The organism is Synechococcus sp. LTW-R (assembly GCF_014217875.1).
Taxonomy (GTDB): Bacteria; Cyanobacteriota; Cyanobacteriia; order PCC-6307; family Cyanobiaceae; genus Vulcanococcus.
Genome location: NZ_CP059060.1, coordinates 785,101 through 800,726 on the forward strand (window position 1 = coordinate 785,101; position 15,626 = coordinate 800,726).

Annotated in this window: 14 protein-coding genes; 12 read left to right on the plus strand and 2 right to left on the minus strand. The window is 65.9% G+C overall.

Features of this window, described 5'->3' with window-relative positions:
• The first annotated feature begins 3 nt into the window (after window positions 1–3).
• The 9 genes from lpxD (at window position 4) to fba (ending at window position 7,958) form a co-directional block, all read left to right on the plus strand.
• Window positions 4–1,071, plus strand: coding sequence for a UDP-3-O-(3-hydroxymyristoyl)glucosamine N-acyltransferase (lpxD, locus tag H0O22_RS04470; protein WP_185187792.1), 1,068 nt, complete (start codon window positions 4–6; stop codon window positions 1,069–1,071).
• A 27-nt stretch (window positions 1,072–1,098) separates the two neighbouring features.
• Window positions 1,099–2,181: a 3-isopropylmalate dehydrogenase gene (gene leuB / locus H0O22_RS04475; RefSeq protein WP_185187793.1), complete on the plus strand. Its 1,083-nt coding sequence runs from the start codon at window positions 1,099–1,101 to the stop codon at window positions 2,179–2,181.
• 70 nt (window positions 2,182–2,251) lie between these two features.
• A complete protein-coding gene (locus tag H0O22_RS04480; RefSeq protein ID WP_185187794.1) occupies window positions 2,252–3,154 on the plus strand; it encodes a phosphoribulokinase in 903 nt (300 codons plus the stop codon).
• Between the two features lie 76 nt (window positions 3,155–3,230).
• Entirely contained in the window at window positions 3,231–3,557 is a 327-nt protein-coding gene (locus H0O22_RS04485; RefSeq protein ID WP_255439467.1) for a hypothetical protein, read from the plus strand.
• On the plus strand, window positions 3,557–4,390 hold the full coding sequence (locus H0O22_RS04490; protein WP_185187795.1) for an A24 family peptidase: 834 nt from the start codon (window positions 3,557–3,559) through the stop codon (window positions 4,388–4,390). Before H0O22_RS04485 ends, H0O22_RS04490 begins: the two co-directional genes overlap by 1 nt.
• Before the next feature lie 34 nt (window positions 4,391–4,424).
• The gene (gene accD / locus H0O22_RS04495) at window positions 4,425–5,300 is read left to right on the plus strand and encodes an acetyl-CoA carboxylase, carboxyltransferase subunit beta (protein WP_185187796.1); all 876 of its coding nucleotides are present in this window, start codon (window positions 4,425–4,427) and stop codon (window positions 5,298–5,300) included.
• Window positions 5,297–5,707, plus strand: a complete 411-nt coding sequence (locus tag H0O22_RS04500; RefSeq protein ID WP_370521481.1) for a hypothetical protein — start codon at window positions 5,297–5,299, stop codon at window positions 5,705–5,707. The genes accD and H0O22_RS04500 overlap by 4 nt, the downstream gene beginning before the upstream one ends.
• 18 nt (window positions 5,708–5,725) lie before the next feature.
• Window positions 5,726–6,835, plus strand: coding sequence for a Gfo/Idh/MocA family protein (locus tag H0O22_RS04505; protein ID WP_185187797.1), 1,110 nt, complete (start codon window positions 5,726–5,728; stop codon window positions 6,833–6,835).
• Window positions 6,836–6,884: 49 nt separating this feature from the next.
• On the plus strand, window positions 6,885–7,958 hold the full coding sequence (gene fba, locus H0O22_RS04510; protein WP_010317460.1) for a class II fructose-bisphosphate aldolase: 1,074 nt from the start codon (window positions 6,885–6,887) through the stop codon (window positions 7,956–7,958).
• Between the two features lie 49 nt (window positions 7,959–8,007).
• Here the strand turns inward: fba and H0O22_RS04515 are convergent, their stop codons facing one another.
• The gene (locus H0O22_RS04515) at window positions 8,008–10,860 is read right to left on the minus strand and encodes a UPF0182 family protein (protein WP_255439469.1); all 2,853 of its coding nucleotides are present in this window, start codon (window positions 10,858–10,860) and stop codon (window positions 8,008–8,010) included.
• Between the two features lie 164 nt (window positions 10,861–11,024).
• Here H0O22_RS04515 and thrC point away from each other — a divergent pair, with 164 nt between their 5' ends.
• The 3 genes from thrC to H0O22_RS04530 all read left to right on the plus strand — a co-directional run bounded on the left by thrC (window position 11,025) and on the right by H0O22_RS04530 (window position 13,708).
• On the plus strand, window positions 11,025–12,305 hold the full coding sequence (gene thrC / locus H0O22_RS04520; protein WP_185187798.1) for a threonine synthase: 1,281 nt from the start codon (window positions 11,025–11,027) through the stop codon (window positions 12,303–12,305).
• 37 nt (window positions 12,306–12,342) lie between these two features.
• Window positions 12,343–12,618 (plus strand): MoaD/ThiS family protein, encoded by a 276-nt coding sequence (locus tag H0O22_RS04525; protein WP_185187799.1) that lies wholly within the window; start codon window positions 12,343–12,345, stop codon window positions 12,616–12,618.
• A gap of 106 nt (window positions 12,619–12,724) precedes the next feature.
• Window positions 12,725–13,708 carry a cupin domain-containing protein gene (locus H0O22_RS04530; protein WP_185187800.1) on the plus strand — a complete coding sequence of 328 codons (984 nt, stop codon included), beginning with the start codon at window positions 12,725–12,727 and terminating at the stop codon, window positions 13,706–13,708.
• Here H0O22_RS04530 and ftsH read toward each other — a convergent pair.
• Window positions 13,667–15,547, minus strand: coding sequence for an ATP-dependent zinc metalloprotease FtsH (ftsH, locus tag H0O22_RS04535; RefSeq protein ID WP_370521482.1), 1,881 nt, complete (start codon window positions 15,545–15,547; stop codon window positions 13,667–13,669). The genes H0O22_RS04530 and ftsH overlap by 42 nt on opposite strands.
• Between the last annotated feature and the right edge of the window lie 79 nt (window positions 15,548–15,626).

Sequence of the window (15,626 nt, forward strand, 5' to 3'; positions counted from 1 at the left end):
CCAATGCGCTTCAGCCAACTGCTCAGCCAACTGAGCGAGGTGAAGGCCGCAGGTGGGATCGAGTCCCTTCAGCACCACCTCGGGGAGGATCCCGAGCTGGGGGCGGCGGCGGCCCTCGATCAAGCCCTCAGTGGGCAGGTGAGTTTCCTGGAGGCCGGCAACGCCCTTGCGGCCGCCCTCAACGCCAGTGGTGCCAGCGCCGTCCTGCTGCCGGCCAAGGGCAACGAATGCGAGGCCGCCCAAGCGGAGGCCACCGCCAAGGGCATGGCTTGGATCGCCCTGGCTGATCCGCGCCTGGGCTTTGCAGAAACCCTCGACGCCCTCTATCCCCGGAAGCCCAAGGCTCCCGGCGTTCACCCCAGCGCCGTCATTGCCCCGGAGGCCGTGGTGGGCATGGGCAGCCACGTGGGCGCCCATGTCGTTGTCGGCGGCGACGTGCAGATCGGGGCCTCCTGCACGATTCACCCCAACGTCGTCATCTATGACGACGTGCAGATCGGCGATGGCTGTGAACTCCACGCCGGTGCCGTGTTGCACCCCGGCTCCCGCCTCGGCCGGGGCTGCGTGGTCCACTCCAATGCCGTCGTCGGCAGTGAAGGCTTCGGCTTCGTTCCCACCGCGAGCGGCTGGCGCAAGATGCCGCAGACCGGCCTGGTGGTGCTCGAGGACGGTGTTGAGGTGGGCTGCGGCAGCACCATCGATCGCCCCTCCGTCGGCGAGACCCGGATCGGAGCCGGCAGCAAGATCGACAACCTGGTCCACATCGGCCACGGCGTCACCACCGGCAAGGGTTGCGCCCTGGCCGCCCAGGTCGGCATCGCCGGTGGAGCCCGGCTGGGCAACGGCGTGATCCTGGCCGGCCAGGTGGGCCTGGCCAACAAGGCCGTCATGGGCGATCGCTCCATCGCCTCCTCCAAATCCGGGGTCCACGGAGAGGTGGCCGCCGGTGAGGTCGTCAGTGGCTATCCCGCCATCCCGAACCGCCTCTGGCTGCGCTGTTCAGCGGCCTTCAACAAACTTCCCGAGCTGGGCAAGGCGCTGCGCCAGCTGGAGAAACAAGTCAAGCCGTAGCCTCCCCGGAAGCCCAGGCGGACGTCGATGACCAGCTTCCGGATCACCCTGCTCCCCGGTGACGGGATCGGTCCTGAAATCACGGCGGTGGCCCGCCAGATGCTGGATGCGGTCAGCCGCAGCAACGGCTTCGAGCTGATCTACAACGAGCAGCCCATGGGGGGCTGCGCCATCGACGCCACCGGCGAACCCCTTCCCGCCAGCACCCTCGAGGCCTGCAAGGCCGCCGACGCCGTGCTGCTGGCCGCCATCGGCTCCCCGCAATACGACAGCCTTCCCCGCGAGAAGCGTCCCGAGACCGGCCTGCTGGGCCTGCGTTCCGGCATGGGACTCTTCGCGAATCTGCGCCCGGTGAAGATCATCCCGGCCCTGATCGATGCCTCGACCCTGAAGCGCGAGGTCATTGAAGGGGTCGACCTGATGGTGGTCCGCGAACTCACCGGTGGCGTCTACTTCGGCACGCCCAAGGGCCGCGTCGAGGCCGAGGGCCGCGTGCGCGGCTTCAACACGATGGCCTACTTCGACGACGAGATCGATCGGATCGCCAAGGTGGGCTTTGACATCGCCCAACAGCGCAGCAGCCGCCTCTGCAGCGTCGATAAGGCCAACGTCCTCGACGTGAGTCAGCTCTGGCGCGATCGCGTTGAGGCTCTTCACGCCAGCAGCTACGCGGGCGTGGAACTCAGCCACATGTACGTGGACAACGCCGCGATGCAGCTGGTGCGCAATCCCCGCCAGTTCGACGTGTTATTGACCAGCAACCTCTTCGGCGACATCCTCAGCGATGAGGCGGCGATGCTCAGCGGCTCGATCGGCATGCTGCCGTCGGCCTCCCTCGGCGAAAGCGGCCCGGGCCTGTTCGAGCCCATCCACGGCTCCGCACCCGACATCGCCCGCCAGGACAAGGCCAATCCCATGGCCATGGTCCTCAGCGCCGCGATGATGCTGCGGGTCGGCCTCAAGCAGGACGCCGCCGCCGCCGCCCTCGAGCAGGCCGTCGACCGCGTGCTGGCCCAGGGCTATCGCACCGGCGATCTGATGGCCGACGGTTGCACCCAACTGGGTTGTAAGGCGATGGGCGATCAACTGCTGGCAGCCCTCGAAGACTGATCCGCAACGGATTGGTGGGATTGGCACCGCGACCTGCCAAACTCGCCGTCAGTTCCACTGATCCCTGCGCATGTCGAAGCGTCACCCGGTTGTGGCTGTCACCGGTTCCTCCGGCGCAGGCACCAGCACCGTGAAGCGTGCCTTTGAGCACATCTTCAAGCGCGAGGGCATCACCCCGGCCGTGGTGGAAGGCGACAGCTACCACCGCTATGAGCGGGCCGCCATGAAGGAAGCCATGGCGGGCGCCCTGGCCAAAGGCGAGAACTTCTCCCACTTCGGCCCTGAGGCCAACCTCTTCGACAAGCTCGAAGAACTCTTCCGCAGCTACGGCGAATCCGGTGGTGGCCAGAAGCGCTACTACCTGCACTCCGTCGAAGAGGCCGCTGACCACAACGCCCGCCTCGGCACCAACCTCGAGCCCGGTCAGTTCACCCCCTGGGAGAACATCCCCGCCGGCACCGACCTGCTTTTCTACGAAGGCCTGCACGGCGGCGTGAAGGGTGAGGGCTACGACGTGGCCGGCCTGGCTGACCTGCTGGTGGGCGTGGTGCCCATCGTCAACCTGGAGTGGATCCAGAAGATCTCCCGTGACAACGCTGAGCGCGGCTATTCCGCCGAGGCCACCGTTGACACGATCCTGCGCCGGATGCCGGATTACATCAACCACATCTGCCCGCAGTTCAGCCAGACCGACATCAACTTCCAGCGTGTCCCCACCGTGGACACCTCGAACCCCTTCATGATCCGGAACATCCCCACCCCGGATGAGTCCTTCGTGATCATTCACTTCCGCAAGGGTGCTCGCGAGAAGTGGGGGATCGACTTCACCTACCTGCTCGACATGATCCACGATTCGTTCATGTCCAGCCCCACCTCGATCGTGGTGAACGGCGGCAAGATGGGCTTCGCGATGGAGCTGATCCTGACCCCGATCATTCACCGCATGATCGAAGAGAAAAAGAAGCTGGCCTGAGCCTGCTTCCCGCCTAATCTGGGGCGCAACTGGCGGACACGGTCCTCCCACCTCGGTTGCTCCTCAGACCAGTTCCATGGAGCGCCCCCGGCGCTCGAACCCACCAGCTCCTCTCTCGTTTGAGATTCGAGGGGCGGTGGGTTCTTCTGTATCCGCGCAACCCCGTTGGGACCGCATCAACAGCGCTGCCGTGATCGCTCAGGCGCGGCGGATCTACTTCCAGTTCCTGGAGCGCTCACCCTCAGCGCTGGAACCTCAGGGGATCGTCCTGGGTCCAGGCCAGGGCCGGGTGGTCTTTGAACTGCCGGTGCTCCTGCCCGACGAGCAGTTCATCCCCCTGGATTGGGTGCGAGCCCGTCCGTCCCGCTCCCGCACCTCCCGCTCGCCCTACCGCGGCCTCTAATGCCTCCCGCCACGCTGCTGCTGTCGATCACCGCCCTCGGGCTCTGCGTGGGCAGCTTCCTGAACGTGGTCGCCTGGCGCTACCCCCGCCAGGAGTCCGTGGTGCGCCCCGGCAGCCACTGCCCCCATTGCGGCACGCCACTGGCCTGGAGCGAGAACATCCCCGTTCTGAGCTGGCTGCTGCTGCGGGGCCGCTGTCGCCATTGCCAGAGCCCCATCAGCCTGCGCTACCCCGCCGTGGAACTGCTCTGCGGAGGCCTCTTCCTGGCAGCAGCCCTGGGCTGTCCCGAGGCCCTCGGCCAGGCACCAGGCGCTCTCACCGTGGTGGCGGGCTGGTGTCTGGTAACCCTGCTGCTGCCGCTGCTGCTGATTGATCTGGACCAGCTCTGGTTGCCCGAGCCCCTCTGCCGCACCGGCGTCCTGCTAGGCCTGGTCTTCACGCTGCTGGCGGTCTTCAGCCAAAGCGGTGGACCCGAGCCCCAGCTCCTGCTCTGGCACCTGCTCGCCGCCAGTGCTGGCCTGCTGGGCTTCGAAGCCACCAGCGCCGCTGGCCAGTCGATCCTAGGCAAACCGGCCCTGGGCTTAGGCGATGCCAAGTTGGCCGCCCTCCTGGGGGCCTGGCTCGGGCTGACGGGCCTGGGGCTGAGCGTGGCCCTGGCTGTCTTCTCGGGTGCGGTCTTTGGCGTCCTCGGTCTGCTGAGTGGCCGGCTCAAGCACGGGCAACCCTTCCCGTTTGGCCCCTTCCTGGCGGCCGCTGGACTGGCGGTCTGGATGGCGGGAAACAGCTTCTGGCTGCAACAGCTCAGCAGGCACTTGGGCTGGAGCGCCCTTTAATGGTCTGATCTGACCACCGGAGACCGCTTTCACCATGTCGCTATTCGACTGGTTTGCCGATCGCCGCAAGACCGCTCCTGCCGTGCGCAATGCCCAGGAGGTCAACGAAGACGACGGCCTCTGGAGCAAATGCCCCGAGTGCGGCCTGGTGGTCTACCGCAAGGACCTCGCCGCCAACGCCAGTGTCTGCAGCGGCTGCGGCTATCACCACCGGATCTTCAGCGAAGAGCGCATTCGCCTGATCGTCGACGAGGGCAGCTTTGAGGCGCTCGACACCGAGCTCTGCCCGACGGATCCCCTCGCCTTCAAGGATCGCCGCAGTTACGCCGATCGCATTCGCGACACCCAACGTTCCACCGGCCTGAAGGACAGCGTCATCACTGGGATGTGCACGGTTGAGGGCATCCCGATGGCCCTGGGCGTGATGGATTTCCGCTTCATGGGCGGCTCGATGGGCTCGGTGGTGGGCGAGAAGCTGGCCCGGCTGATCGAGACGGCCACCGCCAAGCGCGCTCCGGTGCTGATCGTCTGTGCCTCCGGCGGCGCCCGCATGCAAGAGGGGATGCTCTCGCTGATGCAGATGGCGAAGATCTCCGGCGCCCTCGAGCGCCATCGCCAGGCGGAACTCCTCTATCTACCGCTTCTCACCCACCCCACCACCGGGGGGGTGACCGCGAGCTTCGCCATGCTCGGCGACCTGATCCTGGCGGAACCCAAGGCCCTGATTGGCTTCGCCGGTCGTCGTGTGATCGAGCAGACCCTGCGGGAGAAGCTCCCCGATGACTTCCAAACCGCGGAATACCTCCAGGACCACGGCTTCGTGGACCACATCGTGCCCCGCACCAAGCTGCGCAGCACCCTGGCCAGCCTGTTGACGATGCACGGCTACAGCAAAGCCGTCGCCGCGTGAGCAGGATCCTGCGCGCCTGCTGCGCACTCCTGCTCGGACTGCTCCTGCTGGGCGGCCCTGCCCAGGCGGGTCCGGTGGACTGGCAGGAGGTGCCCGCCACCAGCGAAGGGCAGCAGTGGTGGGATCAAGGCAGCCTGCGCCTGAATAAAAGCGGCAACCTGACGGTCCTGAGTCGCTTCCAGCCACCGACCCCGGAGGCGGATGCCGATGGAAAGGAGCCCCGTCCGCCCGCCAGCAGCCTCTACGTGATGGAGCTGGACTGCGGCCAGCGGCTCTACCGGGACACCTCCATCAATGGACTGCCCCAATGGGGAAGCCAATGGCAGGCCTCCGCCAATGACGGATTGATCGAAGCCACCATCGAAGCGGTCTGCACCGCCGGGGGAGAGCTCCTGGCAGGCTCCTAAGACCACTGCCAGACCGCCGTGACCGGATCCAGCACCCACCAGCGTCCCTTGGGGGTCGCCCTTGTTGGTTTGGGGTTCGGCGAGAAGGTGCACCTACCCGCCCTGCGGGATTGCCACCTGACCGAGCCGGTCGCCCTCTGGCATCACCGCAACGAACGGCTCGACCAGGCCTGCAACGCCCACGGGCTACCGGGCTTCACTGATTTCGACGCCCTCCTGGCGGATCCACGGGTGGATGCGCTGGTGATTGCCACCCCCCCGGAACCCCGTTTCGCCCTCGCCCAGGCCGCCATCGCCGCCGGCAAACACCTGCTGCTGGAGAAACCCGTCGCCCTGGAGGCCGCCCAGGTCGAGGCCCTGCAGCGCCAAGCCCTCCAGGCGGGAGTGAGCGTGGCCGTGGACTTCGAGTACCGCGGCGTCCCGGAATTCCAGCAATTCGCGGCGCTCCTGCAGGACGGAGCCGTAGGCACCCCCTGGCTGGTGAAACTCGATTGGCTGATGGGCAGCCGCGCCGATGCCAGCCGCCCCTGGAACTGGTATTCCCAGCGGGCCGCCGGTGGGGGCGTGCTCGGATCCCTCGGCACCCATGCCTTCGACACGCTGCATTGGTTGGTGGGACCCACCCGCAACCTCAGTGCCCAGCGCAGCATGGCCATCCCCCAGCGTCCCTTGGCCGACGGCCGCGGACGCATGGCCGCCGTGGATGCTGAGGACATCGCCCTCTTGCTACTCGAGTTGGAGGATCGCCAGGGGCGTTGCATCCCGGCCCAAGTCGCCCTGGCCTCCGTGACCAAGCCGGGTCGCGGCTACTGGATTGAGGTCTACGGCAGCGAAGGCAGCCTGGTGCTGGGCTCGAGCAACCAAAGCGATTACGTCCATGGCTTCAAGCTCTGGCGCTCCGGTCCCTCCGGTGCCCTCGAGGAGATCAGCCCGGATCCGAGCTTGGCCTTCCCCCAGACCTGGCCGGACGGTCGCCTGGCCGCCGTGCGCCGCATCACCCAGTGGTGGGCCGAGGCCGCGATGGACGGCAGGCCCATGGTTCCCGGCCTGTCAGAGGCGGTCTTGAGCCAGCGGGTTTGCGATTTGGCACTGGAATCCGCCGACAGCGGGCTCAGGGCCCGGCTTTAACGGAAAAGGCGCCGGTTAGGATCCCCGCCATTCCCTTATTGGTGTCCCCATGGCGCTCGTTCCGCTTCGGCTGCTGCTCGACCACGCCGCTGAAAACGGCTACGGCATCCCTGCTTTCAACGTCAACAACCTGGAGCAGGTGCAGTCGATCATGGAGGCTGCCTACGAGACCGATAGCCCCGTCATCCTGCAGGCCTCCCGCGGTGCCCGTCAGTACGCCGGTGAGAACTTCCTGCGTCACCTGATCCTGGCTGCTGTTGAGACCTATCCCGACATCCCCGTCGTGATGCACCAGGACCACGGCAACAGCCCCGCCACCTGCTTCGGTGCTGCTGCCAACGGCTTCACCTCCGTGATGATGGACGGCTCCCTGGAAGCCGACGCCAAGACCCCTGCCAGCTACGACTACAACGTGGCTGTCACCAAGGAAGTCGTGGACGTGGCCCACGCCATTGGCGTCAGCGTCGAGGGTGAGCTGGGTTGCCTGGGCTCCCTGGAGACCGGCATGGGCGAAGCCGAGGACGGCCACGGTTTCGAGGGCAAGCTCGACCACAGCCAGCTGCTGACCGACCCCGCTGAGGCTGCCGACTTCGTCGCCAAGACCAAGGTGGATGCCCTGGCCATCGCCATCGGCACCAGCCACGGCGCCTACAAGTTCACCCGGAAGCCCACCGGTGAAGTGCTGGCCATCAGCCGCATCGCTGAAATCCACAAGGCCATCCCCAACACCCACCTGGTGATGCACGGTTCCTCCTCCGTGCCCCAGGAATGGCTGGAGATGATCAACAAGTTCGGTGGCGCCATCCCCGAGACCTACGGCGTGCCCGTCGAGGAAATCCAGGAAGGCATCCGCAACGGTGTCCGCAAGGTCAACATCGACACCGACAACCGCCTGGCCTTCACCGCCGCTGTGCGTGAAGCCGCGATGAAGGATCCCGCCAACTTCGACCCCCGTCACTTCAACAAGCCCGCCCGGGCCTACATGAAGCAGGTCTGCCTCGATCGCTACCAACAGTTCTGGTGTGCCGGCAACGCCAGCAAGATCAAGCAGCGCGACATCAACTACTACGCCGGCCTCTACGCCAAGGGCGAACTGGACCCCAAGTCCGCCGTGGCTGCCTGATCCAGGCGCACTGATGTCATCCGGGGCCCGCAAGGGCCCTTTTTTTTGCCTATGGCAGGAGCGGCTGGGGCAGGGTCAAGGCCCGCATACCGGTGCTGGGCTGAGCGGCCACCAGCTTGGCGAGGGCCTCATCAAAGGTGGGCTCCATCACGAAGCGCCGGCCATCGGTCACGACCACCCGCACCAAGGTCGGCAGGGCGTTGCTGTTGCTCTGGAGGTAGATGGGCTCCACGTAGAGCAGGCCCTGGCCCACGGGCATCGCCAGGAGGTTGCCCCGCAGGAGGCGGGAGCCCACCCGGTTCCAAAGACCGAACTGATAGCTAATCGCCGGGTCCTGCTCGATCAGCGCCGAGATCTGCTGGGGTCCCAACAGCAGCCGCTGCTGCGGGAAGCGCACCAGGAACAACTCGCCGTAGTTCGGAGTGTCGTTGCGGGCCGCCAACCAACCGACCATGTTGGGCCGCTTCAGCGGAGTGAACGGGAGCAGCAGGACGAATTCAGGACGCTGCTGCCCGGGAAGCTGCATGGTCACGTGGTACGGACGGACCGGCACCGGAGCCTCGGCGTCGCCGTAGATCTCCACGGGCAACGCCCAGACGTCATCACCGTTGTAAAAGGTGCGCACGTCCGTGACGTGGTAGCGCAGCAGGCGTTCGGCCTGAATGTTGAACTGACTCTTGGGAACCTGGATGTGGGCCAGCAGGGCCTTCGGCATCGCTGAGAGCGGGAGGAAGAGATCCGGGAAGACCTTCCGCCAGGTGCGCAGTACCGGATCGCTCGGGTCGTTCACATAGAGCCAGACGTCGCCGTTGTAGGCATTGACGACCGCCTTGACCGGGTTGCGGAAGTAGCGAATCCCATCGGGATTGACATCGGAATAGGGGTAGCTGCGGCTCTCCGTGAAGCCGTCGAGCATCCAGTACTGGTGATGCTCGGGCCGGTAGTCGGGGTCATCGTCCACCCGGGCCGTGACCAGATAGGGCTTGCTCTCAAAGCGCAGGAACGGGGCCAGGGCCTGGAGACGGTCGTTGACCTGCCGGCGCACGAGCAGGCGCGACGAGGGGGTCAAGGACCCGGTGAACAGCAAGCGGGCCTCATTGAGATAGATCGCCGCCATCAGGCGATCCAGGGGGCCATGGATCGGAACCCCGGCCTTCCCGTCGTAGTGGGAATAGACGTTGAGGTCACCCTCGGGGTAGTCGAACTCCCGCACCTGGGAGGGGGCGATCGCGTAGGGCGCCGGGGCTGAGGCGAAATAGAGCCGCGGGCGACCCACCGGCAGATAGCGCTCCACGCGCTTCTGGCTCTGGCCGAGCTGGGGCAGGGCCTGAACACGGCCGCTGCGGCCCAGGTCTTTGACGAAGTACAGCGGCAGCCCGTCGCTGCCCGAGACGTTCACCGGGGACACCGTGAAGCCGTAGCCATGGGTGAAGACCAGGTGGCGGTTCAGCCAGGTGCGCGATCCCTTGGCCAAGGCCGAGGAGTCCAGTTCACGGGCTGCGATCAAGACCTGCTGGGAGCCCAACGCGCTGGCGTCGGCATTCAGGGGATAGCGATCGACGGCGGCGGAGGGGAAGTTGTAGTAGAGCCGCAATTGCTGCAGCTGACGGTTGGCCTCCAGCAAGGGGGTGCTGTCCCAGAGCCGCACGTTGGCCAGGGTCCCCTCAGCGCTCTTGAGATCCGCCGCGCTGAGTTGCTGCTTGGGCTCGAGATCGAGCTCGCGCACCGCCTCCAGACCAAAGGCCCGGCGGGTGGCCGCGATGGCCCGCCGCAGATAGGGGGTTTCCAGTTCCAGCTCCCGGGGCTGCACCCAGACCCGCTGCACAAGCGGTGCCAGTCCCCACTCCACGATCGGCAGCAGGCAGGCCGCCGCCAGCAAGGGGAGCATCGCCGCCCGGCGAAACCAGGCGCGGGGAACGGGAACCAACAGCCCGAGGCCACTCATCAGGAGCAAGAGGGCCAAGAGCAGGCGCAGCGGCAGGCGGATGTGCAGGTCGACGAAGCCGGCCCCTGAGGCGACCCCACTCCCTTCCACCATCAGGTCAAAGGGACTCAGGCCATAGCTGAGGGCGGCCATCAGGGCCAGAACGGCCAGCTGGGGTTGCAGCACCCGCTGCTGCTCGCGGCTCAAGCCCGGGAAGCGCAGGTCGCTCAAGACCGTGCCTTCGCTGAAGGTCAACCAGAGGCAGCCCACAAAGCCGATCAACACCTGGGCGATCACCAGGCTCACCAGCAGGTGCAGAGCCGGCAGGCGCAGCACCGTGAAGCTCAGGTCAAAGCCGGTGAGGGGATCAGCCTCGCCAAAGGGAACCGCCAAGAGGCCCGGGAGCCACAGGCTCCACCCCCGGGCACAGGCGGTGGCCGATCCGGCCAGGGCAGCCGCCAGGCTGATGCGCAAGGTCGTGTACGGCCAACGCAGGAGGCAGGGGAGCAGCACCACCGCCAGGCCAAACACCAGGGCCGGCGGCAACTCAGCCAGGACCGAGAGGCCGGTGATCACCTCACCGCCGAAGGGATCCAGGATCAGCCCTCGGGCCTGCAAAAAGAGATAGCTCAGGCCCATCACCAGCAGGAGCAACAGACCCACGAGCACGGCTACGAGCGGCCCGCTGGAGAGGGGGGCCAGGGGGCGCTCCCGCAGTTGCTTACGCGCTGCCTCCTGCCTGAGGCGCCAACAACGGCGCAACTGCTGAAGCTGCAGCGGTAAGCCAAGGCCAAGCACCAGGGCAAAGGCCAGGCATTGGAAGAGCCAGCGCCGCAAGACCACCGTCACGGCATCGAATTGGGCGAACCACTGCGCCTCGATCACCAGGCGCGGCAGGAGCACCAGCAAACCCAGCACCAGGGCGGCGCCTGCGGCCCAACGCAAGAGCCGCCTGAGGCCTTGAACCGATACCTGCACAAACTGAGCCGATCCCTGGCCGAGACTAGGCAGCACAACCGCTGGGTCAAGCCACAGACCAGGGATCAACACGACTTTCAGCCAATACCCGACCTCCAGGATCGGGTTTAAACAAGTCGGTGAATTGCCGCTGCTAGTTTCAATCGAACGTTCAGGGTCTGAACTTGACGGCAACCCTTTCCCGCTCCAGCGTGGGACCGACCTTCACCGGACTGCGCTGCAAGGAATGCGGCCAGGCCTACGACCCTGGTGCCCGCCACGTCTGTGAGGACGTCTGCTTCGGTCCCCTCGAGGTGGTCTACGACTACGAGGCGATCAAGAACCGCGTCAGCCGCGCCACGATCGAAGCCGGCCCCGCCTCCATCTGGCGTTACCGCGATTTTCTGCCGATCGAGGGTGACCCGATCGATGTCGGCACCGGCTTCACCCCCCTGCTCAAGGCGGACAACCTCGCCAAGCGCCTGGGCCTGAAGAGCCTCTACATCAAGAACGACGGCGTCAACATGCCGACCCTGTCCTTTAAGGACCGGGTCGTTTCTGTTGCCCTGACCCGAGCCCGCGAACTGGGCTTCAAGACCGTCAGCTGCGCCTCCACCGGCAACCTCGCGAACTCCACCGCCGCCATCGCCGCCCACGCGGGCCTCGATTGCTGTGTCTTCATCCCCAGCGACCTGGAGCTGGGCAAGGTGCTCGGCACCTTGATCTACAACCCCACCCTGATGGCGGTGAAGGGCAACTACGACCAGGTCAACCGCCTGTGCTCGGAAGTCGCCAACACCTACGGCTGGGGCTTCGTCAACATCAACCTGCGCCCCTACTACTCCGAGGGCTCCAAGACCCTCGGCTATGAGGTGATCGAGCAGCTGGGCTGGGAACTCCCCGACCACGTCGTCGCCCCCCTGGCCTCCGGCTCCCTCTTCACCAAGATCCGCAAGGGCTTCGACGAATTCATCAAGTGCGGCTTGGTGGACGAGAAGGCCGTGCGCTTCAGCGGCGCCCAAGCCGAGGGCTGCAACCCCATCGCCGAGGCCTTCCGCGAAGGCCGTGACTTCATCACCCCGGTAAAGCCCAACACGATCGCCAAATCGATCGCCATCGGCAACCCCGCCGATGGTCCCTACGCCATCGACATCGCCAACCGCACCGGCGGCAACATCACCGACGTCAACGACACCGAGATCGTTGAGGGCATCAAGCTCCTGGCCGAGACCGAAGGCGTGTTCACCGAAACCGCTGGCGGCACCACGATTGCCGTCCTCAAGAAGCTGGTGGAACAGGGCAAGATCAACCCCGAAGAGCGCACCGTGGCTTACATCACGGGCAACGGCCTCAAGACCACCGAAGCCGTGGTCGACGCCATCGGCAAGCCCTACACGATCGAAGCGCAACTCGACAGCTTCAACAGCGCCTGGAAGCAAGCCCAAGCCGATCAAGCACAGGCCTGATCTCCACGACCTCCGTCCGACCCATCCCCCCCCTGCCATGCCCGTTCAGGTCCTGATCCCCACCCCCCTGCAGAAGTTCACCAACGACGAGGCCAGCGTCGCCCTGGACGCCACCAGCGTGGACGGACTGATCGACGCCCTCGATGGCCGCTACCCCGGTCTCAAGGGTCGCCTCTGTGACGAGGCCGGCAAGCTGCGCCGCTTCCTGAACGTCTACGTGAACAGCGAGGATATTCGCTTCCTCGAGAACCAAACCACCCCCCTCAAGGATGGGGACGAAGTCAGCATCGTCCCCGCCGTTGCTGGGGGCTGATCCTCCGCTGTAGCGATTCCTGCAGCAGCCCAGCGCCAAAGCTGACTGAATCAAGACTCTGCAGGTTCGCCCTGGAGCCGCCTCTCTCTGGACCTGGTGTCATCCGATGACTCAAACCCCGAATCGTCCATCAACGGACCTTGGGCTCAACGTCCAGGGCGAGGCCGCTCAGCAGACCCCCGTGGCCGACAAGGCCCAACTGTTTGATTACCGGCAAGCCGCGAACCCGATCCGTAGCGGCCTGACCGAACCGATTCCCTACCGCTGCTGGGGTGCCGATCTCCACAGCAGCGGGCCCAGCGGCATTCTTCCGTTGGACCTCAGCAGCGAGCTCGGCACCAGTGGCCCCGCCACCAGCCCCGGTCTCGCCGCCCACTTCATTCGCATCGAAGCGGGAGAAGGGGTGCGCGCCGCAGCCAGCGCCACCAGCTCCCTCTTCTTTGTCCTCTCCGGTGAGGGGGTCTGCCGCGTCCGCGAGACCGACCAAGACACCACCATCCACTGGGGCGAAGGGGACCTCTTTGTCCTGCCCTGTGGCGGGACCCCGTTGCTCGAGGCGACCTCCACGAGCGTCCTCTACTGGGTGCACGACGGCCCCCTGCTCCACTACCTGGGCGTCCTCCCCAGCGAGCCCCGCTTCGACGCCACCCATTACCGGGGGGATTGGCTGCGCTCCGAGCTGCTCAAGCTCGTCGAGCAGCCCGGCAGCGCCAGCAGCAATCGCATCAGCCTGCTGCTGGCCAACCGGGATTTGCCCAGCACCCGCACGGTCACCCACGTCCTTTGGGCGATGTATGGCATCGTCCCGCCCGGCGCGACCCAGGCGCCCCACCGTCACCAATCGGTCGCCCTGGACCTGATCATTGATTGCCAGCCCGGGGTCTACACCCTGGTGGGCAGCGAACTCAACGCCGATGGCAGCATCCACAACCCGAAGCGGATCGACTGGGAAGCGGGTGGCGCCTTCATCACGCCTCCCGGCCATTGGCACTCCCACGTCAACGAGAGCGGCGAACCGGCCTATTTGCTGCCGGTTCAGGACGCCGGGTTACAGACCCACCTGCGCAGCCTCGACATCCGCTTTGCCTAGGTCGCCGGCGCGTTCGACCACGGCCCGGAAATCAGGCCCCTCGATGGTTTCGCGTTCGATCAACAGGTTGACCAGCTCATCCATCAGATCCCGGCGGGGCTCAAGCAGCGAGACCGCCTGATCGAGGGCGTGGCGCGCCAACTGCTGCACCTCGGCATCGATGCGGTTGCTCGTCTTCTGGGAGTGGTGCGGTTCGGAACGCAACCAATCGCGGCCTAGGAACACCTCAGAGCCCTCGCCCTCCAGGGAGAGCGGCCCCATTGATGAGAAGCCGTAGCGGGTCACCATCTCCCGGGCGATCCGGCTCACCATCTCCAGGTCACTGGAGGCCCCCTGGGTGATCTCACTGGGGCCGAAGACAACCAATTCAGCGGCTCGGCCGCCCATCGCCATCACCATCCGGGCTTCGAGATAGGCCTTGCTAATCAAGCCCGAATCGAGGACCTCCTCATCGGGCATCGTGCGGGCAAATCCACCGACGCCCCCGGCCCGGGGCAGCAGGGTGACTTTGTCGAGTTCATCCGACTTGGGCAGCAGGGTGGCCAAAAGGGCATGGCCAATTTCGTGATACGCGATCAGGCGTTTCTTCGCGTTGTCCTGAAGCGGCGCCGCCGTCAGGCCCATCGTGATCCGCTCCAGGGCATCGCTGATGGCCTGGTCGTTGATGCTTTGGCGCTCACGACGGGCCGTCAGGATGGCCGCCTCATTGAGCAGGTTGGAGAGATCAGCGCCCGAGAAGCCGGGCGTTCGGCTCGCCCAATCCGCCAGGGAGACCTCCGGTTCCAGTGGCCTGGAGCGGGCATGGACCGCCAGGATCGCCTCGCGGCCCCGGCGGTCGGGCAGATCCACATGGATCCGCCGGTCGAATCGACCGGGACGCATCAGGGCAGCATCCAAGACATCGGGGCGGTTCGTCGCCGCCAGCAGGATCACCCCGGAGTTTTCCGCAAAGCCATCCATCTCCGTCAGGAGTTGGTTCAGGGTCTGCTCGCGCTCATCGTTGCCGCCTCCGATCCCCGCGCCGCGCTGGCGGCCGACGGCATCGATCTCGTCGATAAAGATGATGCAGGGAGCCTTCTCCTTGGCCTGGCGGAAGAGATCACGGACGCGGCTCGCACCAACACCCACAAAGAGCTCCACAAATTCGGAGGCGGCCATCGAGAAGAAGGGCACACCCGCCTCACCGGCAATCGCCTTGGCCAAGAGGGTCTTACCCGTCCCTGGAGGCCCTACCAGGAGGACGCCCTTCGGGATGCGCGCGCCAACGGCCGTGAAGCGTTCGGGCTCCTTCAAGAAAGCCACCACTTCCTGGAGTTCTTCCTTGGCTTCGTTGATGCCGGCGACATCTTCAAAACGAACTGCCACCGCCGATTCTGGTTCGGCCATGCGGGCCTTGCTTCGGCCAAAACCCATCGCGCGATTGGCCACCTGACTGGAGCGGCGAATCAAGAGGGCCAAGCCCGCGAAGAGCAACAGCAGCAGCAAGCCGTTGGAGACCAGGCTGGCCGTCGCGCGGTCCTGCCGGTCATCGCGGACCGTGAGTGGGACCTGCGCCTCCTGGGCCGTGCGCAGCAGGACCTGATCGTTACTGAAGACCGGCACCTGGGTGCGGCGGCCATCGGTGTATGTCACCTGCACCTCGCGGCGGCCCGGTGAGAGAACGAGTTCTTTGACGCTCCCGCCCTTGAGCTGCGTCAGCAACTGGCTGTAGCTGGGTGGTGCCGGACGGTTGATGCCGAGATCACTCCAGAGTTCCGCGCGCCTGGAGGCAGGGGCGGGCGAGGCTTGTGAGGAGGGCACCTGCTGCGCTTGCTGATCCGGAGACGCGCCGCTGCTCACATCGATCTGTCGTTGGTCGGAGCTTAGCGATTTGACGAAAGGAAAGACGGCAAGGGAAGATCTTGGTTTGGCTGACTAG

Coding starts and splice junctions, on each gene's coding strand:
- lpxD (WP_185187792.1), top strand. CDS start 4: ATGCGCTTCAGCCAACTGCTCAGCCAACTGAGCGAGGTGAAGGCCGCA.
- H0O22_RS04525 (WP_185187799.1), top strand. CDS start 12,343: ATGCCCGTTCAGGTCCTGATCCCCACCCCCCTGCAGAAGTTCACCAAC.
- accD (WP_185187796.1), top strand. CDS start 4,425: ATGTCGCTATTCGACTGGTTTGCCGATCGCCGCAAGACCGCTCCTGCC.
- leuB (WP_185187793.1), top strand. CDS start 1,099: ATGACCAGCTTCCGGATCACCCTGCTCCCCGGTGACGGGATCGGTCCT.
- fba (WP_010317460.1), top strand. CDS start 6,885: ATGGCGCTCGTTCCGCTTCGGCTGCTGCTCGACCACGCCGCTGAAAAC.
- H0O22_RS04480 (WP_185187794.1), top strand. CDS start 2,252: ATGTCGAAGCGTCACCCGGTTGTGGCTGTCACCGGTTCCTCCGGCGCA.
- H0O22_RS04490 (WP_185187795.1), top strand. CDS start 3,557: ATGCCTCCCGCCACGCTGCTGCTGTCGATCACCGCCCTCGGGCTCTGC.
- H0O22_RS04485 (WP_255439467.1), top strand. CDS start 3,231: ATGGAGCGCCCCCGGCGCTCGAACCCACCAGCTCCTCTCTCGTTTGAG.
- H0O22_RS04530 (WP_185187800.1), top strand. CDS start 12,725: ATGACTCAAACCCCGAATCGTCCATCAACGGACCTTGGGCTCAACGTC.